The organism is Pseudomonas sp. BCRC 81390 (genome assembly GCF_030341915.1).
Lineage (GTDB): Bacteria > Pseudomonadota > Gammaproteobacteria > Pseudomonadales > Pseudomonadaceae > Aquipseudomonas.
Genome location: NZ_JATAAG010000066.1, coordinates 636,681 through 652,957 on the forward strand (window position 1 = coordinate 636,681; position 16,277 = coordinate 652,957).

A 16,277-nucleotide genomic window follows, 5' to 3' on the forward strand; every position below is an offset into this window, starting at 1 on the left:
GTCTCCCCCATGTGCTCGAACAACTCGAACCGCCGCATCTTGTCCTTCACCGGGTCCTTCATCTCGGCAAACTGCAACTCCACCCCGCGCGCCTCCAGCGTCCGGTCCAGCTCGGCGAGCATGTCCGCCGAGGTGACATCGATACTGGTCACCGGTTCTGCCGCGATCACCAGCCGTTGCACCGGGGTAGGCGATGCGTCCAGCGCCGCCATCACCGTGCTCTGGAACTGCTCGGCATTGGCAAAGAACAGCGGCGCATCCCACCGCAGCAGCACCAGCCCCGGAATGCGCCGGGCCTGTGGATAACGCTGCACGTCATGGTAACCGCGGGTGCCATCCACCCGGCCCAGCACTGCATGGTGCGGCCGCCAGCCGTCCCACAGGAACTCGATCACTGAAATCACCACGGCAATGCCGATACCGGGGATCGCACCGAACACCGCGACCCCGACAAAGCAGGTGATGGACAACCAGAACTCCCACTGCTGCATACGGAAGATACGCCTGAGGTCGGCGAACTCGAACAGCCCCAGTGCGGCTGCTATTACCACTGCTGCCAAGGCGCTGTTGGGCAGGTATTGCAGCAGGTTGGGCGCGACCAGTAGCAACAGGGTCACCGCCAGCGCACCGATGATGCCGGTGAGCTGGGTCTGCGAGCCGGCCGCTTCTGCCACGGGGGTGCGTGACGAACTGCTGCTGATGGGGATGCCCTGGAACAGCCCGGAGGCCAGGTTGGCCACGCCCAGGCCAAACATTTCCTGGTTCGGGTTGACCGGCATCTTCATGCGCGCGGCATAGGAGCGCGACAGCACGCTGGTGTCGGCGAACGACACCAGCGCCACGGCAATGCCGCCCAGTACCACTTCGACCAGGTCGATGTTGGAGACCCAGGGGAACACGAAACTGGGCAGGCCTTGGGGCAGTTGACCGAGTACCTTGACACCCATCTGCTCGAGGTCGAGCAGACTGACTGCCAGCGTTGCCAGCACCACGGCGATCAGGATTCCTGGCAGGCGCTTGAAGGGTTTGAGCAGCAGGATCAGCAGCAGGCTGCCGGCCCCGACGATGAAGCTGGGCCAGTGCCCTTGGCCGGCAAGCAGGGCTTCGCCCAGTTGCCAAAGGTCGCGCAGCGGCCCCTGGCTATCGACCTTGATGCCGAACAGCTTGGGCAACTGACTGATCAACACGGTGAGGGCAATGCCGTTCATGTAGCCATAGCGGATCGGCTTGGACAGCAGTTCGGTGATGAAGCCCAGGCGCAACAGCCCGGCAATCACGCAGAAGGCCCCGGCTACCAGGGCCATCAGGCTGGCGATGGCGATCGCCCGCTGCGGGTCGCTGGCGGCGTATTGCACCACCACCGCCAGGATCGGTGCGGCCAGCGCCGAGTCCGGGCCCAGCACCAGGATGCGGCTGGGGCCGAACAGGGCGTAGGCCAGCAGCGGGATGATGGTGGCGTACAAGCCGTAGATGCCTGGTACCCCGGAGGCCTCGGCGTAGGCGATGCCCACCGGTACCAGCATGGTGGTGAGCACCAGGCCGGCGGCGATGTCCTTGGGCAGCCAGGCGGGTTGGTAATGGAGCAGGGTGACCAGGCCGGGTAACCAGCGTTGCCAGTCGAAGCGGTTCTTTTCCGCCATGGTGCGCTCCGCGGGAACAGTGCTGAATCACAGCTTAGATGCTGTTTTTTCTGCCCGCTGGCAAACGCTGCCGTGTCGAGAAAGCAGCACGAGGCTGCCTGTTGCGTATCGTCATTCGCTGCCAGCTGGCATGGCGCCCTGGGTATTCAACACCAGCCGAATTTCCAGCGTTCACTATCCCTGAGTTCTCGCCAGTCGAGCAACTGCTTGCGTCGGCTGTGGACGGCCTCCAGTTCAATCTGCAGAGGCGTGCCGTCTTCGTCGCAAATCAGTTCGGTCACCATGAAGTGTTTTTCCCGGTTTACAGGCTGACACGCCGTCCACTTGGACGACCCCAGCTTGCGCGGATTGAATCTGTTCATCTGGTGTGGATCCCCTGATCACCTTCACGTTGAGGTGCGATGACGCTCTCCGCTCGGCCGCGTCCGGGCCGGCAAAAGCTGATGGCGACATTTCATGCTCGAGGCCGGAGCGGCTATTGCTTATTGCTGGCGTTCGGCTAAATTGTACAAAACCTATACAAGAATTCAATCTTGTACATATTTCCCTGGTCGTCGCCGTAGCGGTGAGGAGTCCAAATGTCCCATTCGTTAGCTGCAAACTATCGCGAAATTCTGCTTGAAGTAGGCGAAGACCCGCAGCGAGAAGGGCTGTTGGACACTCCCCAACGCGCGGCCAAGGCCATGCAGTACTTGTGCAACGGCTACAAGCTGAATCTCGAAGAGGTCATCAACGGAGCGCTGTTCGAGTCCCAGAACGACGAAATGATCGTCGTGCGCGATATCGAGCTTTATTCATTGTGTGAGCACCACATGCTGCCCTTTATCGGCAAGGCTCATGTTGCCTACCTGCCCACTGGCAGGGTTCTGGGGTTGTCCAAGGTCGCGCGCGTGGTCGATGTCTTCGCCCGCCGCCTGCAGATTCAGGAAAACCTCACCCGGCAAATTGCCTGTGCCATACAAGACATCACCGATGCGGCAGGGGTGGCTGTGGTCATCGAAGCAAAGCATATGTGCATGATGATGAGAGGTGTCGAAAAGCAGAACTCGGTGATGGTGTCATCCGTGATGCTGGGTGTGTTTCGCGACTCGGCGACGACGCGCCAGGAGTTCCTTCAACTGATTGGCCGAAACAAATGACAGGCGTTCAGATGAGCGGGTCTACCACGTTATTGCCAAGGCGCTTTGCCATCCTCGGTTATGGCGGCTTGCTGCCGTTTGTTGGCTTGATGCTGCTGGTGGTTTTTTCTCCCGAGTACCGATCATTGTCGGCGAAGATGCTGGTGAACTATGGGGCCGTCATTTTGAGTTTCGTCGGCGCCTTGCACTGGGGCTTCGCGATGGCCCTGCCGGAGTTACCCGCCGAGCAGCGTCGCGAACGGCTCATGTGGAGCGTCGTGCCGGCTCTGCTCGGTTGGGTCAGCACTTTGCTGCCTGCTTCCCTGGGTTGTCTGCTGTTGCTTGGCGGTTTTGCTCTTCATTATTGGCAAGATCGGAAGTTGCTGCAGGTCATGCCAGGCTGGTACCTGCCGATGCGATTGCAGCTGACCACCGTGGCGAGCATTTGCCTGCTGCTGGGCGCGATGGCTTTGGCGAGCGATTTTTGAATCTACGTGCCATCGCGACACCAAGCCATGCCTGCAAAGGGAGCGTTAGCCCCGGGCCTCTAAGCCAGCGTCACCAGCGCCGCGCACTCGACCGGGAAATTGACCGAATTGGCAATGAAGCACTCATGGTGGGCCTCCTCATGCAAACGCAAGGCAAGCTCACGGTTCGAGCCGGCGCTGATGGTCACCTGCGGGCGCAGCAGCACATGGGTGAAGCGGCCTTTGCCCTGAGCGTCGCCTTCCACCATGCGACCCAGGGGCTGGTCGACATAGGCCAGCACATTCACGCCATTTACCGCGCACAAGTGCAGGTACCAGAGCTTGTGGCACGCCGAAAGTGAGGCCACCAGCAGGTCTTCCGGGTTCCAGCGCACGGGGTTACCGCGAAAAGCTGGGTCGGCCGAACCTTCCAGAGTCGCCTTGCCCGGGGCTTCGACACTGAAGTCGCGGGTGTAAGCGGTATAGCTGGACGTGCCATTGCCATTGTTGCCGGTCCAGGTCACCTGGACCTCGTACTGGTGTTCTTTCATGGTTCCTCCTGGAGTTGACTCGCCGCATGGCGGGCAGCGCTGGCGATAGCGATTGCGAACACGGTACAGGCTACTCAGACAAGCACAAGCCTTTGTCCTTTGTAGAGCGGCCCGGAAAGCCAAAGGCTGCATGACAGAACCCGCAAGGCGGTACCGTACCATCGGCGACGGAAAGCCACTGGTTTTGCTGGTTCGCTACAGAGGTACCATGGATGATTGGGAACCTCTGTTCCTCGATAATCTGGTCACGCAAGGCTTCCAGGTAACAGTCTTCGACTACAGCGGTCTGGGCCAGTCAACAGGTGAGCCGAGCTATAACCCAGGCTCTCTGGCAAAGGATGCCATCGAGTTGTTCCATGCCCTGGGCTTGGGCCGCGTCGTAATTGGAGGATGGTCGCTTGGAGGCATTGCTGCACAAATTGTTCTGGCGCAAGCCCCACAGCTGGTGAGCCACGCGGTATTGCTGGGCACAACGCCTCCTGGCCAGTTGGTGAAAACGGGCGAGCCGCTGTTTTATGAGCTTGCCCGACGTGAAAACGACTTCGAAGATTTTGTGAAACTGTTCTTCGAGCCAACCTCAGATCGGAGTCGAACAGCGGCTGAGCTCGCCTGGTCGCGACTGGCGTCGAGAACCCAAAATCGTAGTTCGCAGGTGCCAGTTGCATGGGCTGCACAGCAACTCGGCGACGCTCCCAAGAACCCGGTATTCCCCGTAGAAGCGGTACTGCAGGTCCTCAAGACCACCAACATCCCAGTTCTTCACATAGGCGGCGATCACGACATCGTATTCCCTGTAGAGAACTGGCAGGCGCTGACCCAGCAACTTCCATCGCTGACTCAACTCAGCTTGCCGGATGCCGGGCATGGCCCTCACATGCAATACCCCATCGCCACTGCCCGGCACATCGGGGCATTCGTCGCGGAGTAGCTGACCAGAAGCCGCACACAGAAAAGGCCATTTTATGTGGCCTTTTCTACTTTTCTACTAGCGTCATACCTTACTGCCACCGCTCATCATCCTGTAAACCGCTACGAATGAAAGACTCATTACCAGAACGGCAAAAACTATTGCGGTATCGAAGATGCCGTATCCGCTAGCTACCGCGTACCCAGCGATCATCGCCGGAACACCCATACCGAGGTAGCAACAGAGGAAGGCAACGGACAACACACCCGCGACCTCTTCGACGCGTGACTTGGATAAAACCAGCCGGATGCCACCTTGAAAACCAGCACCAAAGCCAGCTCCTGAAATCACAACGCCAAAGAAAAAGGGTGTGAGCGAACCGGTGATCAATGAGGCTAAGACCGTAGCCATACCGGTCAACAGCCCCAGCGCTCCAATCCAGGAGAGGGTATGCATTGACCGATTAACGAATGTCCCGATCGCAGCTACCCCACTTCCAGCGAAAGCCGCCAACACCAATCCTCCTGCCCATGACGCGGGTAGCGCAAAGAGCTGCTCAATTAACCGTGGTCCCATCGAAGCAAAAAAACCGGCGACAGCCCAGCCAGCAACGAATAGGGACGATGCAATGATCATTGGTCCGCGCACATGCACGGGTATGCGGAATTGAGGCATCAGTGACCGGGCAGCCCCAGGTATTCTTGCGCGGACATCCCTCATGATGAGCAGACCAACGCCCTGAATGACCAAAATAAAAGCTAGCGCCGCGAACACGGTATGAGTGGGGTACGGCAATGCCTGTGCGAATACGCTACCCATCAGAGCGCCAACAGCGCTGCCGATGGCGGGAGTGAGGGCATTCACGACCGCGCCGCGCTTGTGGTTGAGGTCAATCAAGGCTGCGCCTACCGCTGGAACTGCAGCCCCTGTCGACACGCCTTGAATCAGCCTGCCAAGCACTAGATCCGTGAAGCCATCAGCTACACCCAGCATGTACATAGCCACCAATTGCAAAACAGTCGTCCACAATAGTACTGATCGACGACCGACATAGTCGGACAGCCGTCCAAACACTAGCAGTCCGGCGAGTACTGATATGGCATAAATACTGAAAATAAAGCTGATGCCCATCGCAGTGAAATGCCACTGGTCCTGATATATCGGATACAACGGTGTAGGTACGCTGGATCCAGCCAGGAAAGTCACTGTGATGGAGGCAAGCAGCCCAAAACGAGTCCGCGGGCCAAGACGCTGCTTGTCGTCATTGGCAACGCTTACTCCAGGGGTTATCAGAATCTGGTTCATGACTTGTGCTCACAGTAAGCGGTTGATCAACAGGCATACGCCCATCGCAAATACCAGTGTTCCAGTCCCGAAGCGCAAGGCTCGCCAAGGGCGAGCACGTGCAAAGGTTATGAAAGCCATGCGTCACACTGAGGCCAAAAGCGAATAGTTAATTGCTTTTGTAACGTCAGCTTGTGGATTAGAAATGGCATCGAGCATACGCCCTACGACTTTTCCGCCCTTGATCAAGGCAGGCGCGTCGTGACTTGGAAGCAGAAATTTGCTATCTGCAAGCGCCCTTTTGAGAGATTTCTTTTCATCCAGTGTGGACATGGCCCGGTTCGCTGTGATCGTCGGCTCATGGGACGCTTGATCGAGAATGGGCTCAATCAATTGATCGTGGATGTCATAGGCGATGTCGCCGCAGATATTCGCCATTCCTTCGTCAGTTTCGACCAAGACCGATATCGAGCCTGGCGTGTGTCCCCCTGACAGTCGAACTGCTACGCCAGGGATAACCTCTTCTTCGAACGTGCCGTCGACATCGAACAGGCGAATTGCGCCTCGAGTGTGGAGACGATCAATCAAATGCTTGGTATCAGCCGCGGTGTACATGAGCGGTCCCATGATGCCGGATGCAGCGAACTCCAGTTCACGACGGGAGATGCCGACAGTAGTCGCCATCGGGAAGAGATCAGTCATGCCGACGTGATCGATATGAGCATGCGTGTGGACGATGTGCTGGATGTCTTTCATCCGCAACCCATGCTGCGCCAGATGATATTCAAGCGTCATTTGCGGCGTCACTTCGTACGTCAGTCCATATTCTTCATACTGCTGGGCATTGCGTGACCCCGTATCGACCAGGATCGGTTCCTCCCCTCCAGTAATAAGAAAACCCAGAACTGGTATGGTGACTTGCTCGCCGGGGTTCCGGAACATGACCAGACCACTCGAATCCATCTGCATGTTTCCGAGGTTAATTGGATGGATCTTCAGTGCCATGGTGATTCTCCTTGCAGGCGACGCTTGGGTTAAGACAGAGGATCAGGACGGGTAAATGCCGTCTTGCCCTGTCTCGTTAAGAACCGATCGGTTCAATATAGGGCGACCCAAGCTCAGGTGCAAGAGAAAAAAACCATTCGGTTCAAAAAAGTGATGGATGTTGCTCAGAGAGCCCGCAGCGCTTCCATGAAATGGTTGACCCGATCGCCAGTCCCATCAGCAGGCAAGCAGCTTTCAACGCACACGCCAGAGAAAAACACCATGATGATGTCCGCAACAACCTCTGGTGCCAGTCGGGTTTTCTCAGCCCTTACGTTGTCAGCGATTTCCGGGAGCAAGCGGCGATGACAATCCACGAGCAGTTGACGGACCTGGTCGGAAAGCACGGGAAACTCACGTAGCGCATTGACCGAAAAACAGCCCATACACCCGTTATCTTGAGGGTCGCCAAGCCGAAGAAAACGCTCGATGTTTGCCCATCCTTGCGGCTGAGCAGTCAGGATTTCTGGTGCTCCGCGGTTTGCGTAGTAATACGCCAAAGCGCTCAGAAACAGATCATCCTTATCCTTGAATTCTGAATACAGGCCTGACTTATTTACGCCCGTAGCCTGCTCAAGATGATGAAGAGAGGTGCCGGAGTAGCCGTACTGCCAAAACACGGGCAGTGCCTTCTCCAGAACCGTCTCACGATTGAATTTGCGAGGGCGTCCCATTTTCGGTACCTAAACGATCGACATGATCCCAGTATCGAACCGTTCGGTTTAATAGGAAAGCGATTTCTACCCGACTCGCCTCGCATCGCGGCGAACTGCTTGCGGGGGAACCCCAAAACCTCGGATGAATACCTCGCGCATGTGTCGACGATCCCTGAACCCGGTTTCTCTTGCTACCGTGTCCAGGCTATGGCGACTCTGCTCAATCATTAGCCGAGCTGCCTCTAGTCGTAGGCTCTCCACCGCTTTAGCAGGTGATTGACCGGTTTCGGCAGTGAAGACGCGCGTGAATTGCCTTGGGCTCAGATGAACAACCTCCGCGAGCTCTTCAACACTCAATGCCCTGTTCAAATGCTTACGCGCATAATCCAAAGCGCTCTGAATGCGATCAGACTTGGGCGCCAGAGCAAGCAACTCAGAGTGCTGAGACTGCCCTCCCGATCGGCGTTGGTGCATGACGAGCTTATGAGCAACCGATTTGGCAAGCTCCGTTCCCAAATCCTTCTCCACCATCCCCAATGCCATGTCGAGGCCTGCGGTCATTCCCGCAGAGGTCCAAACAGGGCCGTCCACAATGAAGATTCGATCCTCTTCCACCTCAATGCTCGGGTGCATGCTCCGAAGAGTCTTGGCATATGCCCAGTGAGTAGTCGCACGCCGGTTATCGAGGACACCCGCTTGAGCTAAGACGAACGCTCCTGTGCAGATGCCTGCGATGCGCCTTGAACTCTGGGCAAATCCCTGCACGCTGGACAGAACCTCAGCAGCGGGAGGCGTAAGCGGAGTGAGTGTCCCTGTGATCATCCAGCTATCTGCAAGCCCTGGATCATCCAATGCCAGCGTGTCGATGTGCATACCCAGCGATGATCGAATGGTCCCTCCTAACACCGAGTAGTTCTGAATCCGGTACACAGGCTCGCCCGCGACCATGTTCGCGAATTCAAAAACCGCCTGGGTGGCCAGTGACATCACCTGAAATCCGTCTGTGACCAAGTAGCCGATTCGATGCATAACCCTGCTCCAATTGTGATGTCCTAAAACACGACCATAAGCGTCGTTTAAGACAAATCTGTTTTTTTGCATCATGGCTCCACACCCAAACAACGGAGCTGGACCATGACTCAGGAATACAAAGGCACCGCCCTGATCACAGGCGCATCCACCGGCATCGGCGCAATCTTCGCAGACCGCCTGGCTCAACGTGGCTATGACCTGATACTGGTCGCCCGCAATCGTGATCGCCTGAACGCTCTTGCTAGCCGCATCACCAACGAAACTCAGCAGAGCGTTGAAGTCTTCCCCGCAGACCTGGCCAACGCAGCGGACCTGGCGCGAGTGGAACGTAAATTGCGCGAAGACGCCAGCATCAATCTGTTGGTCAACAACGCAGGCATCGGCACTCACACCAGTTTGCTGGACAGCGACGTTGAGCGAATGGCCGAGATGATTAGCCTCAACGTCACTGCACTCACTCGACTGACCTACGCCGCGGTTCCAGGCTTCATCGCTCGCCAACAGGGCGCAATCATCAATATCTCATCAATCGTCAGCCTGGCACCGGAAATTCTGAATGGCGTGTACGGCGGAAGCAAAGCCTACGTCACGGCCTTCACTCAGTCGCTGCACAAAGAGCTGGCAGAACAGGGCATCAAGGTTCAGGCGGTGCTGCCAGGAGCTACGGCTACCGATTTCTGGGAGATCGGGGGGCTGCCCGTCGAGAACCTTGATCCCAACATCGTGATGTCAGCAAGCGACCTGGTAGATGGCGCCCTTCAAGACTTCGACAACGGTGTCCTGATCTCCATCCCATCCATGCAGGACATACAGCATTTCGAGCTGTACGAAAGCAGCCGCAAGGCGCTGTTCGGACATCTCTCCAGCAACAAGCTCGCCCCGCGTTACGACGTTTAATCAATCAATTGAAAGGATACAAATCATGAAAACTAGCGCAAACACCATCTTCATTACTGGCGGTACCTCCGGCATCGGCCGCGCTCTGGCCGAAGCGTTCCACCAGCGTGGAAACAAGGTCATCATCGCGGGCCGACGCCAATCGCTGCTGGATGAAATCGCCAGCTCCAATCCCGGCATCGATACCGTTCAGCTTGATATCAATGATCACCAGCAGATCAAGGATGTTGCACAAGAGGTTATCCGTCGCCATCCCTCGCTGAACGTCATCATCAACAATGCCGGCATCATGCCTTTCGACAACCCAGGCTCTGGCGATTATGACGATGAGCAGGCTGTAGGGCTGCTGCAGACCAACCTGCTGGGCCCGGTGCGTGTTAGCGCAGCGTTTGTAGAACACCTCAAGCGCCAACCTGATGCCTACATCATCAACAACAGCTCGGTACTGGCCTATCTGCCACTGGCCGCGACAGCCCTCTACTCGGCGACCAAAGCCGCGATCCACTCCTACTCGCTGTCGCAACGTTTTGCCCTGCGCGATACCAGCGTCAAGGTACTGGAAATCGCACCGCCATGGGTCGACACCGATCTGATTCACAAAAGTGGTGATGAACGCGCCATGCCGCTGGACGAATTCATCCAGGAAACCCTGGAAAAACTGGAGACAGCGACAACTGAAGTCCTGGTTGATCGCGTCGTCCCAGTGCGCGCCAACCAAGGGGCAAACGAGCATGAACTGATCAACCAGTTCAACGAGGCTCTGGCCGAAAACCCCATCCCTGTCGCCTGAACAGAAACGCATTGGACAGCCTAGAAGGAAGCAAAATCATGACCCGAATTGCTGCTTTGACGATTGACCAAGCTCCAGACGCTGCGCGCACTGCCCTTCAGGGCATTGAAAAAGGCTTGGGTTTTATCCCTAACGCTTTCGCTACTCTGGCCCACTCTCCAGCAGCCCTGGGAGGATATCTCGCTCTGTCACAGGCGCTGAGCAAGAACAGCCTGACACCTGCCGAACGTGAAGTGGCGGCACTGGCTGCCTCTGAAGTTAACGGATGCGATTATTGCGTCGCGGCTCACAGCTTCTTCGGTGGGAAGACCGGACTGAACGCTGATGATCTGCTGGCAGCGCGCGCCGGCACGCTAAACGGAGTCGCTGCACTGGCTCGGGCTGTCACGCTCAGCCGCGGCCAAGTGAGTGACGAGCATCTCTCAATCGCACGGGAAGCAGGGTTGGACGATGCAAAAATCGTCGACGTTATCGCGCAGGTCTCGCTGCTGACCTTGACGAACTACCTGAACAACGTGGCGAAAACAGACATCGACTTCCCACCGAAAGCGATCTGATTCGACGCCTAACTTGAGCGACGTGTGCGCTCCTCCTTAGGCGATCAGCCATTCCTTGAATGGCTGATCGCCTCAACCTTCAGCGAAACGGCGAAAGTCTTCCTCGGGTTAGCTAGTTTTTGAGGCTCACGAAGGGAGTTAGCCTGACATCACTCTCTGACCTGTAAAGGACAACCTCACATGAAAGCCGTAGTTTTCCAAGAAGCTGGTTTGCCAATCCAAAACGCTCGTTCCCTGTTCGAAACCGACCTGCCGAAGCCCACGCCAGGCGCTCGAGATCTGCTTGTCGAAGTGAAGGCGATTGCGGTGAATCCGGTAGATACGAAGGTGCGAGCTCGCAGTACCAGCCAAGAGATCCAAGTGCTGGGTTGGGATACCGTGGGTATCGTCCGTGAAGTAGGCAGTGACGTTTCATTGTTCAAAGTTGGTGACGAAGTATTTTACGCCGGCGCGATCGATCGCCCTGGTAGCTACAGTGAATTTCACTTGGTGGATGAGCGCATCGTCGGCCAAAAGCCACGTAGCCTGGACAATGCCAGTGCCGCAGCCTTGCCGCTGACCTCCATTACTGCCTGGGAGCTGTTGTTCGATCGACTGGGCGTTCAGGAAAACGGTGGTAAAGGACAAAGCCTGCTGGTCATCGGCGCCGGTGGTGGGGTTGGCTCGATCCTGGTCCAGCTGGCCCGCAAACTGACCCAACTCACCGTCATCGGTACAGCGTCGCGGCCAGAGACTCAGTCCTGGGTAAAAGAACTGGGCGCCCACCATGTGATTGATCATTCCGCCTCGATCCCGCTGCAGCTCGAAAATCTGAAACTCAACCCGGTCGACTACGTTATCAGCCTGACCCATACCGAAACCTACCTGCCCCAGATCGTTGAAGTGCTTCGCCCCCAAGGCAAACTGGCGCTGATTGATGACCCAGCACAACTGGACGTCATGCCCCTCAAGCGCAAATCGCTTTCGCTGCATTGGGAACTGATGTTTACGCGTTCTCTGTATCAAACCGCCGACATGATCAAACAGCATGAGTTGCTGAACAGAATTTCCGAGTTGGTCGATAACGGCGTCATCAAGACCACCATTGGGGAACACTTCGGCAAAATCGGCTCAGATAACCTGAAGCGCGCCCATGCGCTCATCGAGAGTGGTAAAGCCAAAGGCAAGATCGTTCTCGAAGGCTTCTAACCCGCAGATACGCTCAAGGACAAGCATATGAAAGCTTTCTTCCAAGCCACTGGCCTGGCTGTCGCGGTCTCGCTTAGCGCAATGGCTATGGCCGATACAGCCACGGGCACAGGTAGCAACCCTGAACGTGTTTTCGCTTTCAATGGCGCCATGCCTACAGGCGTGACCGTCACCGAAACTGGTCGGATCTTCATCAACTTCCCTCGTTGGGGAGATGACGTTCCCTACACCGTGGCAGAGATCAAACAGGGCCACTTGGTTCCGTATCCAGACCTGAAAACGAATGTGGAAAACGCCAAGGATCCTGCCGCCGGGTTCATCAGCGTGCAGAGCGTCGTAGCTGACGGTCAAGGGCGTGTCTGGGTATTGGATACAGCCGCGCCCGCTTTCTCCGAGCCCAAGGCAGGTGGAGCCAAGCTGATCGCAATCGACTTGAACACCAACAAGATCGTGAAAACAGTTGTGTTCCCGCGTGACGTGATTCTGCCAACTACCTATGTGAATGACGTACGTTTTGATTTTCGCGTAGGCAAAGAAGGCACCGCTTACGTCACCGATTCGTCGGTAATAGGGCCAGGCGGAATCATCGTCCTGGACCTGGCCAGCGGTACCGCAACGCGCCGCCTTAGCGGAGCCAAATCAACTTCCGTGGACCCTGAGTTCCGGCCAGTGATCGAAGGGAAACCAGCACTGATCACCCGCGACGCGCAAGGTAAATCAGGCCTACTGACCGTAGCCTCGGACGGCATCGCCCTGTCGAGCGATGGTAAGACGCTGTACTTCTGCCCGCTTTCGAGTCGACACCTGTATTCGGTTCCAACGGCTTTATTGCGAGACCCCAATGTAAGCGAAGCCGAGCTTGAACAAGCGGTTGTAGACCTCGGTGAAAAAGGCGCTTCCGACGGTCTTGAGGCTGATGCTAACGGTGCAGTCTATGCGGGGGATTATGAGCACAACTCCATCCGTAAACGACTTGCCGATGGCACTTGGCAAACCGTGGTTGAGGATTCGCGGGTCCTTTGGCCGGATACCTTGTCGATCGGCCCAGACGGGTATCTGTATTTCACTGCCAACCAGCTGCACCGCTCTCCTGGCTTCAACGATGGCCAAGACAAACGGGTGAAGCCTTACAGCCTGATGCGCGTCAAGATCGACGCCAAGCCTGCGCCAACGCATTGATAAGGAAATGACATGCAAAAGCACATTCGCTTGGGCTACATCGACCTCAGCTTCCATGCCGCTAGCGCCGCGCTTGTGCAGCGCACACTAGAGCAACATGGTTACCTGGTGGAAGTCAGCACAGCTCCTCACGAGGAAATGTTCCGGTTGTACAGCGAAGGACAGGTAGAGATGCTTGTATCAGCATGGCTGCCAGCCAGCCATGGAGCCTACCTCTCAGCTTGCAAGAAGCCGAGCACCTCCCTTGGAGTTCTTTACAACCCATACTGCATTTGGGGTGTGCCTGATTATGTACCGGAGGATCAGGTCGCTACGATTGCGGACCTGCTGAAGCCTGATGTTGCCCAGCGGATGAGCCGTCGCATTCAAGGTATCAACCCTGGTGCGGGCATCAGTCGCTTCTCGAAAGCCATGGTCACGCAATACGAGTTGGATGCCGAAGGCTACGTTTTTGCACAAGGCACCGAAGCTGATTGCTTCAATCGGTTTGAACAATCCTATGCAGAGCAGGAATGGTTCGTGGTGCCACTGTGGCATCCTCAATATTTGCACCATGCCTACAAAATCCGAGCTCTGGATGAACCGCTCGGGTTGTTGGGTGGTGAGGACCAAGCAACCCTCATTGCCGCCAGTGACGTTGTGGAGGAGATGCCGAAAGAACTGATTGAGGACCTAGCCTCGCTGCAACCTGGCAATGCCGCGATCAGCGAGCTTGATTTTCTTATCCGTCACAAAAAGCTTTCTGCTTTGGAAGCTGCAGATATTTGGCTCTCACGTCAGTCGGCACTGGCGGAAGCTTGAATCAGTAGCGGGGCCCCGTGCCCCGCCACTGAGCCCTGACTAGCTTTCGAAACGCTTTGCTAGAAAAGCTCTAAGCGATTGGATGGCCGGCGTGAGCGATGTGCGATGGGCGCACACCAGCTGAAGCGGTGCCGGCTGCCCATAACTTTCCGGGAATAGCTCAACCAGGCGGCCGCTGCGAATATCCTCAGCAACATCGAGCCTGGACTTGTAGACGATCCCCAATCCGGCGACAGCCCAGCGTCGAACAATATCTGCATCATCGCTGATTCGATCACCTGTCACCTGAACCGTCCGTACTCCCAGTGGGAAATTGAAGCTCCAACGCTCGTAGGTTTGCTCGCCCATCACATATCTCAGGCAATTATGCCCGCTCAACGCTTCAGGAGATTCCGGCATACCATGACGCGCGAGATACGCCGGCGAGGCACAGACTGTTCTGCGGTTCATCGGCGCAAGTGCTAAGGACACCAGTCCCGAATCACTCAACTGTCCGTACCTGATACTAGCGTCCAGATGTTCCCCCACCAGATCGGCCACCTGATCACTAACCCGCAATTGCATGCGTATCAGGGGATGCGTTTGCTGAAACTCATCAAGCCATGGGAGCAACACATTCCTGCCGATATCAGATGGCATCGACAAGCGAATAGTGCCAGCGATCTCGTCACGGCCCTGGGTCAGCGCTACCTCGCCATTATCAAGCGCTTCCAAGGCTTGCCGCGCGTGCGGCAAGTAGCGCTCGCCATCATCGGATAATCTCAACCGACGCGTTGAGCGTACAAACAATCTCGCGCCCAAGTTGCTTTCCAGCCGCTGAATGGCACCGCTCGCCAAGGCGGGCGAGATGTCGAGCAAGCGCGCCGCGGCGGAGAAGCTACCCGCAGCAGCCGTCGATACGAAGACCTGCAGATCATCGATTCGTATGATTTTCTTCACTTTGACGAAATTCTTTACTTGATGGCGAGGTTTTTCAGCGTAATGGGAAAAATCATCATTGCCCAGCCCTTCAAACAGGAACTTGCAATGACCTTCCCTAAACGCTTTGTACTAACAGCTCTGATGGCAGGCTTTATCGGTGTAGCTCACGCCGAGGTGCCACCAACCCTTCACGTGGTAGCCCAATCGGCCAATGCTGTATGGAATGCGGTGGCCGTGGACAGCGCCGGAAGCCTGTACGTATCGGGCCCGAAATGGACTGGCTCGGCGGGGCCATCCGTATCCAAGCTAGATCAAGCTGGCCAGGCCCATCCGTTTCCAAATGAGCAATGGAATAGCAATGACGCGACCATTCCAGCCGAACAGCGCTTCGTCAATGTCAATGCCATGCGCGTTGATGACAATAGCCGGCTGTGGATTGTCGATGCAGGCGTAACTGACTTCGGCGGCAAAGTCATTCCAGGTGGTGCAAAGGTCGTGGTCGTTGACCTAAAAAGCGGCGAAGTGATCAAGGTCATCCCATTCGACAGCAGCATCGCTCAAGAACATAGCTACATCGACGATATCCGCCTCAATGGCAAGCATGCCTACCTGACGGACGCTGGCGTTCCTGGCATCGTTGTCTTGGACTTCGAAACCAACAAAGCCCGGCGCGTCTTAACGACCAGTCCTGCAGTACGCGCGCCCGAGAACCGCGACATTATCCTGAGCGGCAAAGTAGTGAGAGCGCCAGATGGGACAGCATTGAGGGTGCATTCCGATCCCCTTGAGGTATCCCCGGACGGGAAATGGCTCTACTTCGCACCATTGGAAGGCCCTTGGCACAAGATTGAAACGCGCTGGCTGGATGATGCCAACTTGCGTGAAGTTGAGCTCATCAAACATGTCGAGTTCTGGCGAGATCTGCCGCCGGTCGGTGGGACAGTCATGGACAGCAAGGGAAATTTCTACTTCAGTGACCTAGCTGAAGATAGCGTCAAGCGAATCGCCACTGACGGCACCATTCAGACCATTGCAAAGGACACTCGCCTGCACTGGGTCGATGCACCTGCGTTCGACAACCAGGGCAGATTGTACTTGCCGGCAGCGCAAGTCGATCGAGTAGGCTTGTTCAACGATGGCGCATCGAAGGTCGAGCGACCACTGAGCGTCTATCGCCTAGACCCTAAGTAACCTCATTACACCCGTTTCAGAGCTAATGCTTTGTCTATTGCGTGCTCTGAAACG

General features: G+C 56.5%; 18 protein-coding genes. 10 read left to right on the plus strand and 8 right to left on the minus strand.

All coding sequences use genetic code 11. From position 1 onward, the window contains the following. Positions 1-1,640, minus strand: a 1,640-nt coding sequence (locus tag QSV36_RS19530) for a SulP family inorganic anion transporter (RefSeq protein ID WP_289133802.1), incomplete at its 3' end; no start/stop codon positions are given. 146 nt (positions 1,641-1,786) lie between these two features. Beyond that, positions 1,787-2,002, minus strand: coding sequence for a TIGR02450 family Trp-rich protein (locus tag QSV36_RS19535; RefSeq protein ID WP_289133803.1), 216 nt, complete (start codon positions 2,000-2,002; stop codon positions 1,787-1,789). Between the two features lie 216 nt (positions 2,003-2,218). Here QSV36_RS19535 and folE point away from each other — a divergent pair, with 216 nt between their 5' ends. Together folE and QSV36_RS19545 are read left to right on the plus strand one after the other, a co-directional pair. Next, entirely contained in the window at positions 2,219-2,779 is a 561-nt protein-coding gene (gene folE, locus QSV36_RS19540; RefSeq protein WP_289133804.1) for a GTP cyclohydrolase I FolE, read from the plus strand. Between the two features lie 11 nt (positions 2,780-2,790). Then, complete coding sequence (locus QSV36_RS19545; protein WP_289133805.1) at positions 2,791-3,246, plus strand: DUF3429 domain-containing protein; 456 nt, start codon at positions 2,791-2,793, stop codon at positions 3,244-3,246. 59 nt (positions 3,247-3,305) lie between these two features. On the opposite strand, the gene QSV36_RS19550 is transcribed toward QSV36_RS19545, so the two are convergent. Beyond that, complete coding sequence (locus tag QSV36_RS19550) at positions 3,306-3,776, minus strand: OsmC family protein (protein WP_289133806.1); 471 nt, start codon at positions 3,774-3,776, stop codon at positions 3,306-3,308. A gap of 208 nt (positions 3,777-3,984) precedes the next feature. Here QSV36_RS19550 and QSV36_RS19555 point away from each other — a divergent pair, with 208 nt between their 5' ends. Further along, positions 3,985-4,704 carry an alpha/beta fold hydrolase gene (locus tag QSV36_RS19555; RefSeq protein ID WP_289133807.1) on the plus strand — a complete coding sequence of 240 codons (720 nt, stop codon included), beginning with the start codon at positions 3,985-3,987 and terminating at the stop codon, positions 4,702-4,704. Positions 4,705-4,767: 63 nt separating this feature from the next. Here QSV36_RS19555 and QSV36_RS19560 read toward each other — a convergent pair whose 3' ends face one another. The 4 genes from QSV36_RS19560 to QSV36_RS19575 form a co-directional block, all read right to left on the minus strand. Beyond that, positions 4,768-5,988, minus strand: a complete 1,221-nt coding sequence (locus QSV36_RS19560) for an MFS transporter (RefSeq protein WP_289133808.1) — start codon at positions 5,986-5,988, stop codon at positions 4,768-4,770. Positions 5,989-6,111: 123 nt separating this feature from the next. After that, the gene (locus QSV36_RS19565; protein ID WP_289133809.1) at positions 6,112-6,972 is read right to left on the minus strand and encodes an N-acyl homoserine lactonase family protein; all 861 of its coding nucleotides are present in this window, start codon (positions 6,970-6,972) and stop codon (positions 6,112-6,114) included. A gap of 164 nt (positions 6,973-7,136) precedes the next feature. Further along, the gene (locus QSV36_RS19570) at positions 7,137-7,685 is read right to left on the minus strand and encodes a TetR/AcrR family transcriptional regulator (protein WP_026144803.1); all 549 of its coding nucleotides are present in this window, start codon (positions 7,683-7,685) and stop codon (positions 7,137-7,139) included. Positions 7,686-7,751: 66 nt separating this feature from the next. After that, positions 7,752-8,696 carry a GlxA family transcriptional regulator gene (locus QSV36_RS19575; protein ID WP_289134234.1) on the minus strand — a complete coding sequence of 315 codons (945 nt, stop codon included), beginning with the start codon at positions 8,694-8,696 and terminating at the stop codon, positions 7,752-7,754. Between the two features lie 105 nt (positions 8,697-8,801). Here QSV36_RS19575 and QSV36_RS19580 point away from each other — a divergent pair, with 105 nt between their 5' ends. The 6 genes from QSV36_RS19580 to QSV36_RS19605 all read left to right on the plus strand — a co-directional run bounded on the left by QSV36_RS19580 (position 8,802) and on the right by QSV36_RS19605 (position 14,111). Next, positions 8,802-9,596 (plus strand): SDR family NAD(P)-dependent oxidoreductase, encoded by a 795-nt coding sequence (locus QSV36_RS19580; protein WP_027609311.1) that lies wholly within the window; start codon positions 8,802-8,804, stop codon positions 9,594-9,596. 25 nt (positions 9,597-9,621) lie between these two features. Beyond that, positions 9,622-10,386, plus strand: coding sequence for an SDR family oxidoreductase (locus tag QSV36_RS19585; protein WP_289133810.1), 765 nt, complete (start codon positions 9,622-9,624; stop codon positions 10,384-10,386). A gap of 38 nt (positions 10,387-10,424) precedes the next feature. After that, positions 10,425-10,943 (plus strand): carboxymuconolactone decarboxylase family protein, encoded by a 519-nt coding sequence (locus QSV36_RS19590; RefSeq protein WP_289133811.1) that lies wholly within the window; start codon positions 10,425-10,427, stop codon positions 10,941-10,943. Between the two features lie 180 nt (positions 10,944-11,123). Then, positions 11,124-12,131 carry a zinc-binding alcohol dehydrogenase family protein gene (locus QSV36_RS19595; RefSeq protein WP_027609314.1) on the plus strand — a complete coding sequence of 336 codons (1,008 nt, stop codon included), beginning with the start codon at positions 11,124-11,126 and terminating at the stop codon, positions 12,129-12,131. A 27-nt stretch (positions 12,132-12,158) separates the two neighbouring features. Further along, entirely contained in the window at positions 12,159-13,310 is a 1,152-nt protein-coding gene (locus QSV36_RS19600; RefSeq protein WP_502945696.1) for an L-dopachrome tautomerase-related protein, read from the plus strand. A 12-nt stretch (positions 13,311-13,322) separates the two neighbouring features. Further along, on the plus strand, positions 13,323-14,111 hold the full coding sequence (locus QSV36_RS19605) for a glycine betaine ABC transporter substrate-binding protein (RefSeq protein ID WP_289133812.1): 789 nt from the start codon (positions 13,323-13,325) through the stop codon (positions 14,109-14,111). 39 nt (positions 14,112-14,150) lie between these two features. Here the strand turns inward: QSV36_RS19605 and QSV36_RS19610 are convergent, their stop codons facing one another. Then, a complete protein-coding gene (locus QSV36_RS19610) occupies positions 14,151-15,050 on the minus strand; it encodes a LysR family transcriptional regulator (RefSeq protein WP_289133813.1) in 900 nt (299 codons plus the stop codon). 42 nt (positions 15,051-15,092) lie between these two features. On the opposite strand from QSV36_RS19610, the gene QSV36_RS19615 reads away from it, so the two are divergent. After that, positions 15,093-16,223 (plus strand): L-dopachrome tautomerase-related protein, encoded by a 1,131-nt coding sequence (locus tag QSV36_RS19615; protein ID WP_289133814.1) that lies wholly within the window; start codon positions 15,093-15,095, stop codon positions 16,221-16,223. Positions 16,224-16,277: the final 54 nt, after the last annotated feature.

Bases quoted from the DNA above. Each gene is read 5' to 3' on its own strand.
- QSV36_RS19535 (WP_289133803.1), bottom strand. From the start codon at position 2,002: ATGAACAGATTCAATCCGCGCAAGCTGGGGTCGTCCAAGTGGACGGCG.
- folE (WP_289133804.1), top strand. From the start codon at position 2,219: ATGTCCCATTCGTTAGCTGCAAACTATCGCGAAATTCTGCTTGAAGTA.
- QSV36_RS19545 (WP_289133805.1), top strand. From the start codon at position 2,791: ATGAGCGGGTCTACCACGTTATTGCCAAGGCGCTTTGCCATCCTCGGT.
- QSV36_RS19550 (WP_289133806.1), bottom strand. From the start codon at position 3,776: ATGAAAGAACACCAGTACGAGGTCCAGGTGACCTGGACCGGCAACAAT.
- QSV36_RS19555 (WP_289133807.1), top strand. From the start codon at position 3,985: ATGGATGATTGGGAACCTCTGTTCCTCGATAATCTGGTCACGCAAGGC.
- QSV36_RS19560 (WP_289133808.1), bottom strand. From the start codon at position 5,988: ATGAACCAGATTCTGATAACCCCTGGAGTAAGCGTTGCCAATGACGAC.
- QSV36_RS19565 (WP_289133809.1), bottom strand. From the start codon at position 6,972: ATGGCACTGAAGATCCATCCAATTAACCTCGGAAACATGCAGATGGAT.
- QSV36_RS19570 (WP_026144803.1), bottom strand. From the start codon at position 7,685: ATGGGACGCCCTCGCAAATTCAATCGTGAGACGGTTCTGGAGAAGGCA.
- QSV36_RS19575 (WP_289134234.1), bottom strand. From the start codon at position 8,696: ATGCATCGAATCGGCTACTTGGTCACAGACGGATTTCAGGTGATGTCA.
- QSV36_RS19580 (WP_027609311.1), top strand. From the start codon at position 8,802: ATGACTCAGGAATACAAAGGCACCGCCCTGATCACAGGCGCATCCACC.
- QSV36_RS19585 (WP_289133810.1), top strand. From the start codon at position 9,622: ATGAAAACTAGCGCAAACACCATCTTCATTACTGGCGGTACCTCCGGC.
- QSV36_RS19590 (WP_289133811.1), top strand. From the start codon at position 10,425: ATGACCCGAATTGCTGCTTTGACGATTGACCAAGCTCCAGACGCTGCG.
- QSV36_RS19595 (WP_027609314.1), top strand. From the start codon at position 11,124: ATGAAAGCCGTAGTTTTCCAAGAAGCTGGTTTGCCAATCCAAAACGCT.
- QSV36_RS19600 (WP_502945696.1), top strand. From the start codon at position 12,159: ATGAAAGCTTTCTTCCAAGCCACTGGCCTGGCTGTCGCGGTCTCGCTT.
- QSV36_RS19605 (WP_289133812.1), top strand. From the start codon at position 13,323: ATGCAAAAGCACATTCGCTTGGGCTACATCGACCTCAGCTTCCATGCC.
- QSV36_RS19615 (WP_289133814.1), top strand. From the start codon at position 15,093: ATGGGAAAAATCATCATTGCCCAGCCCTTCAAACAGGAACTTGCAATG.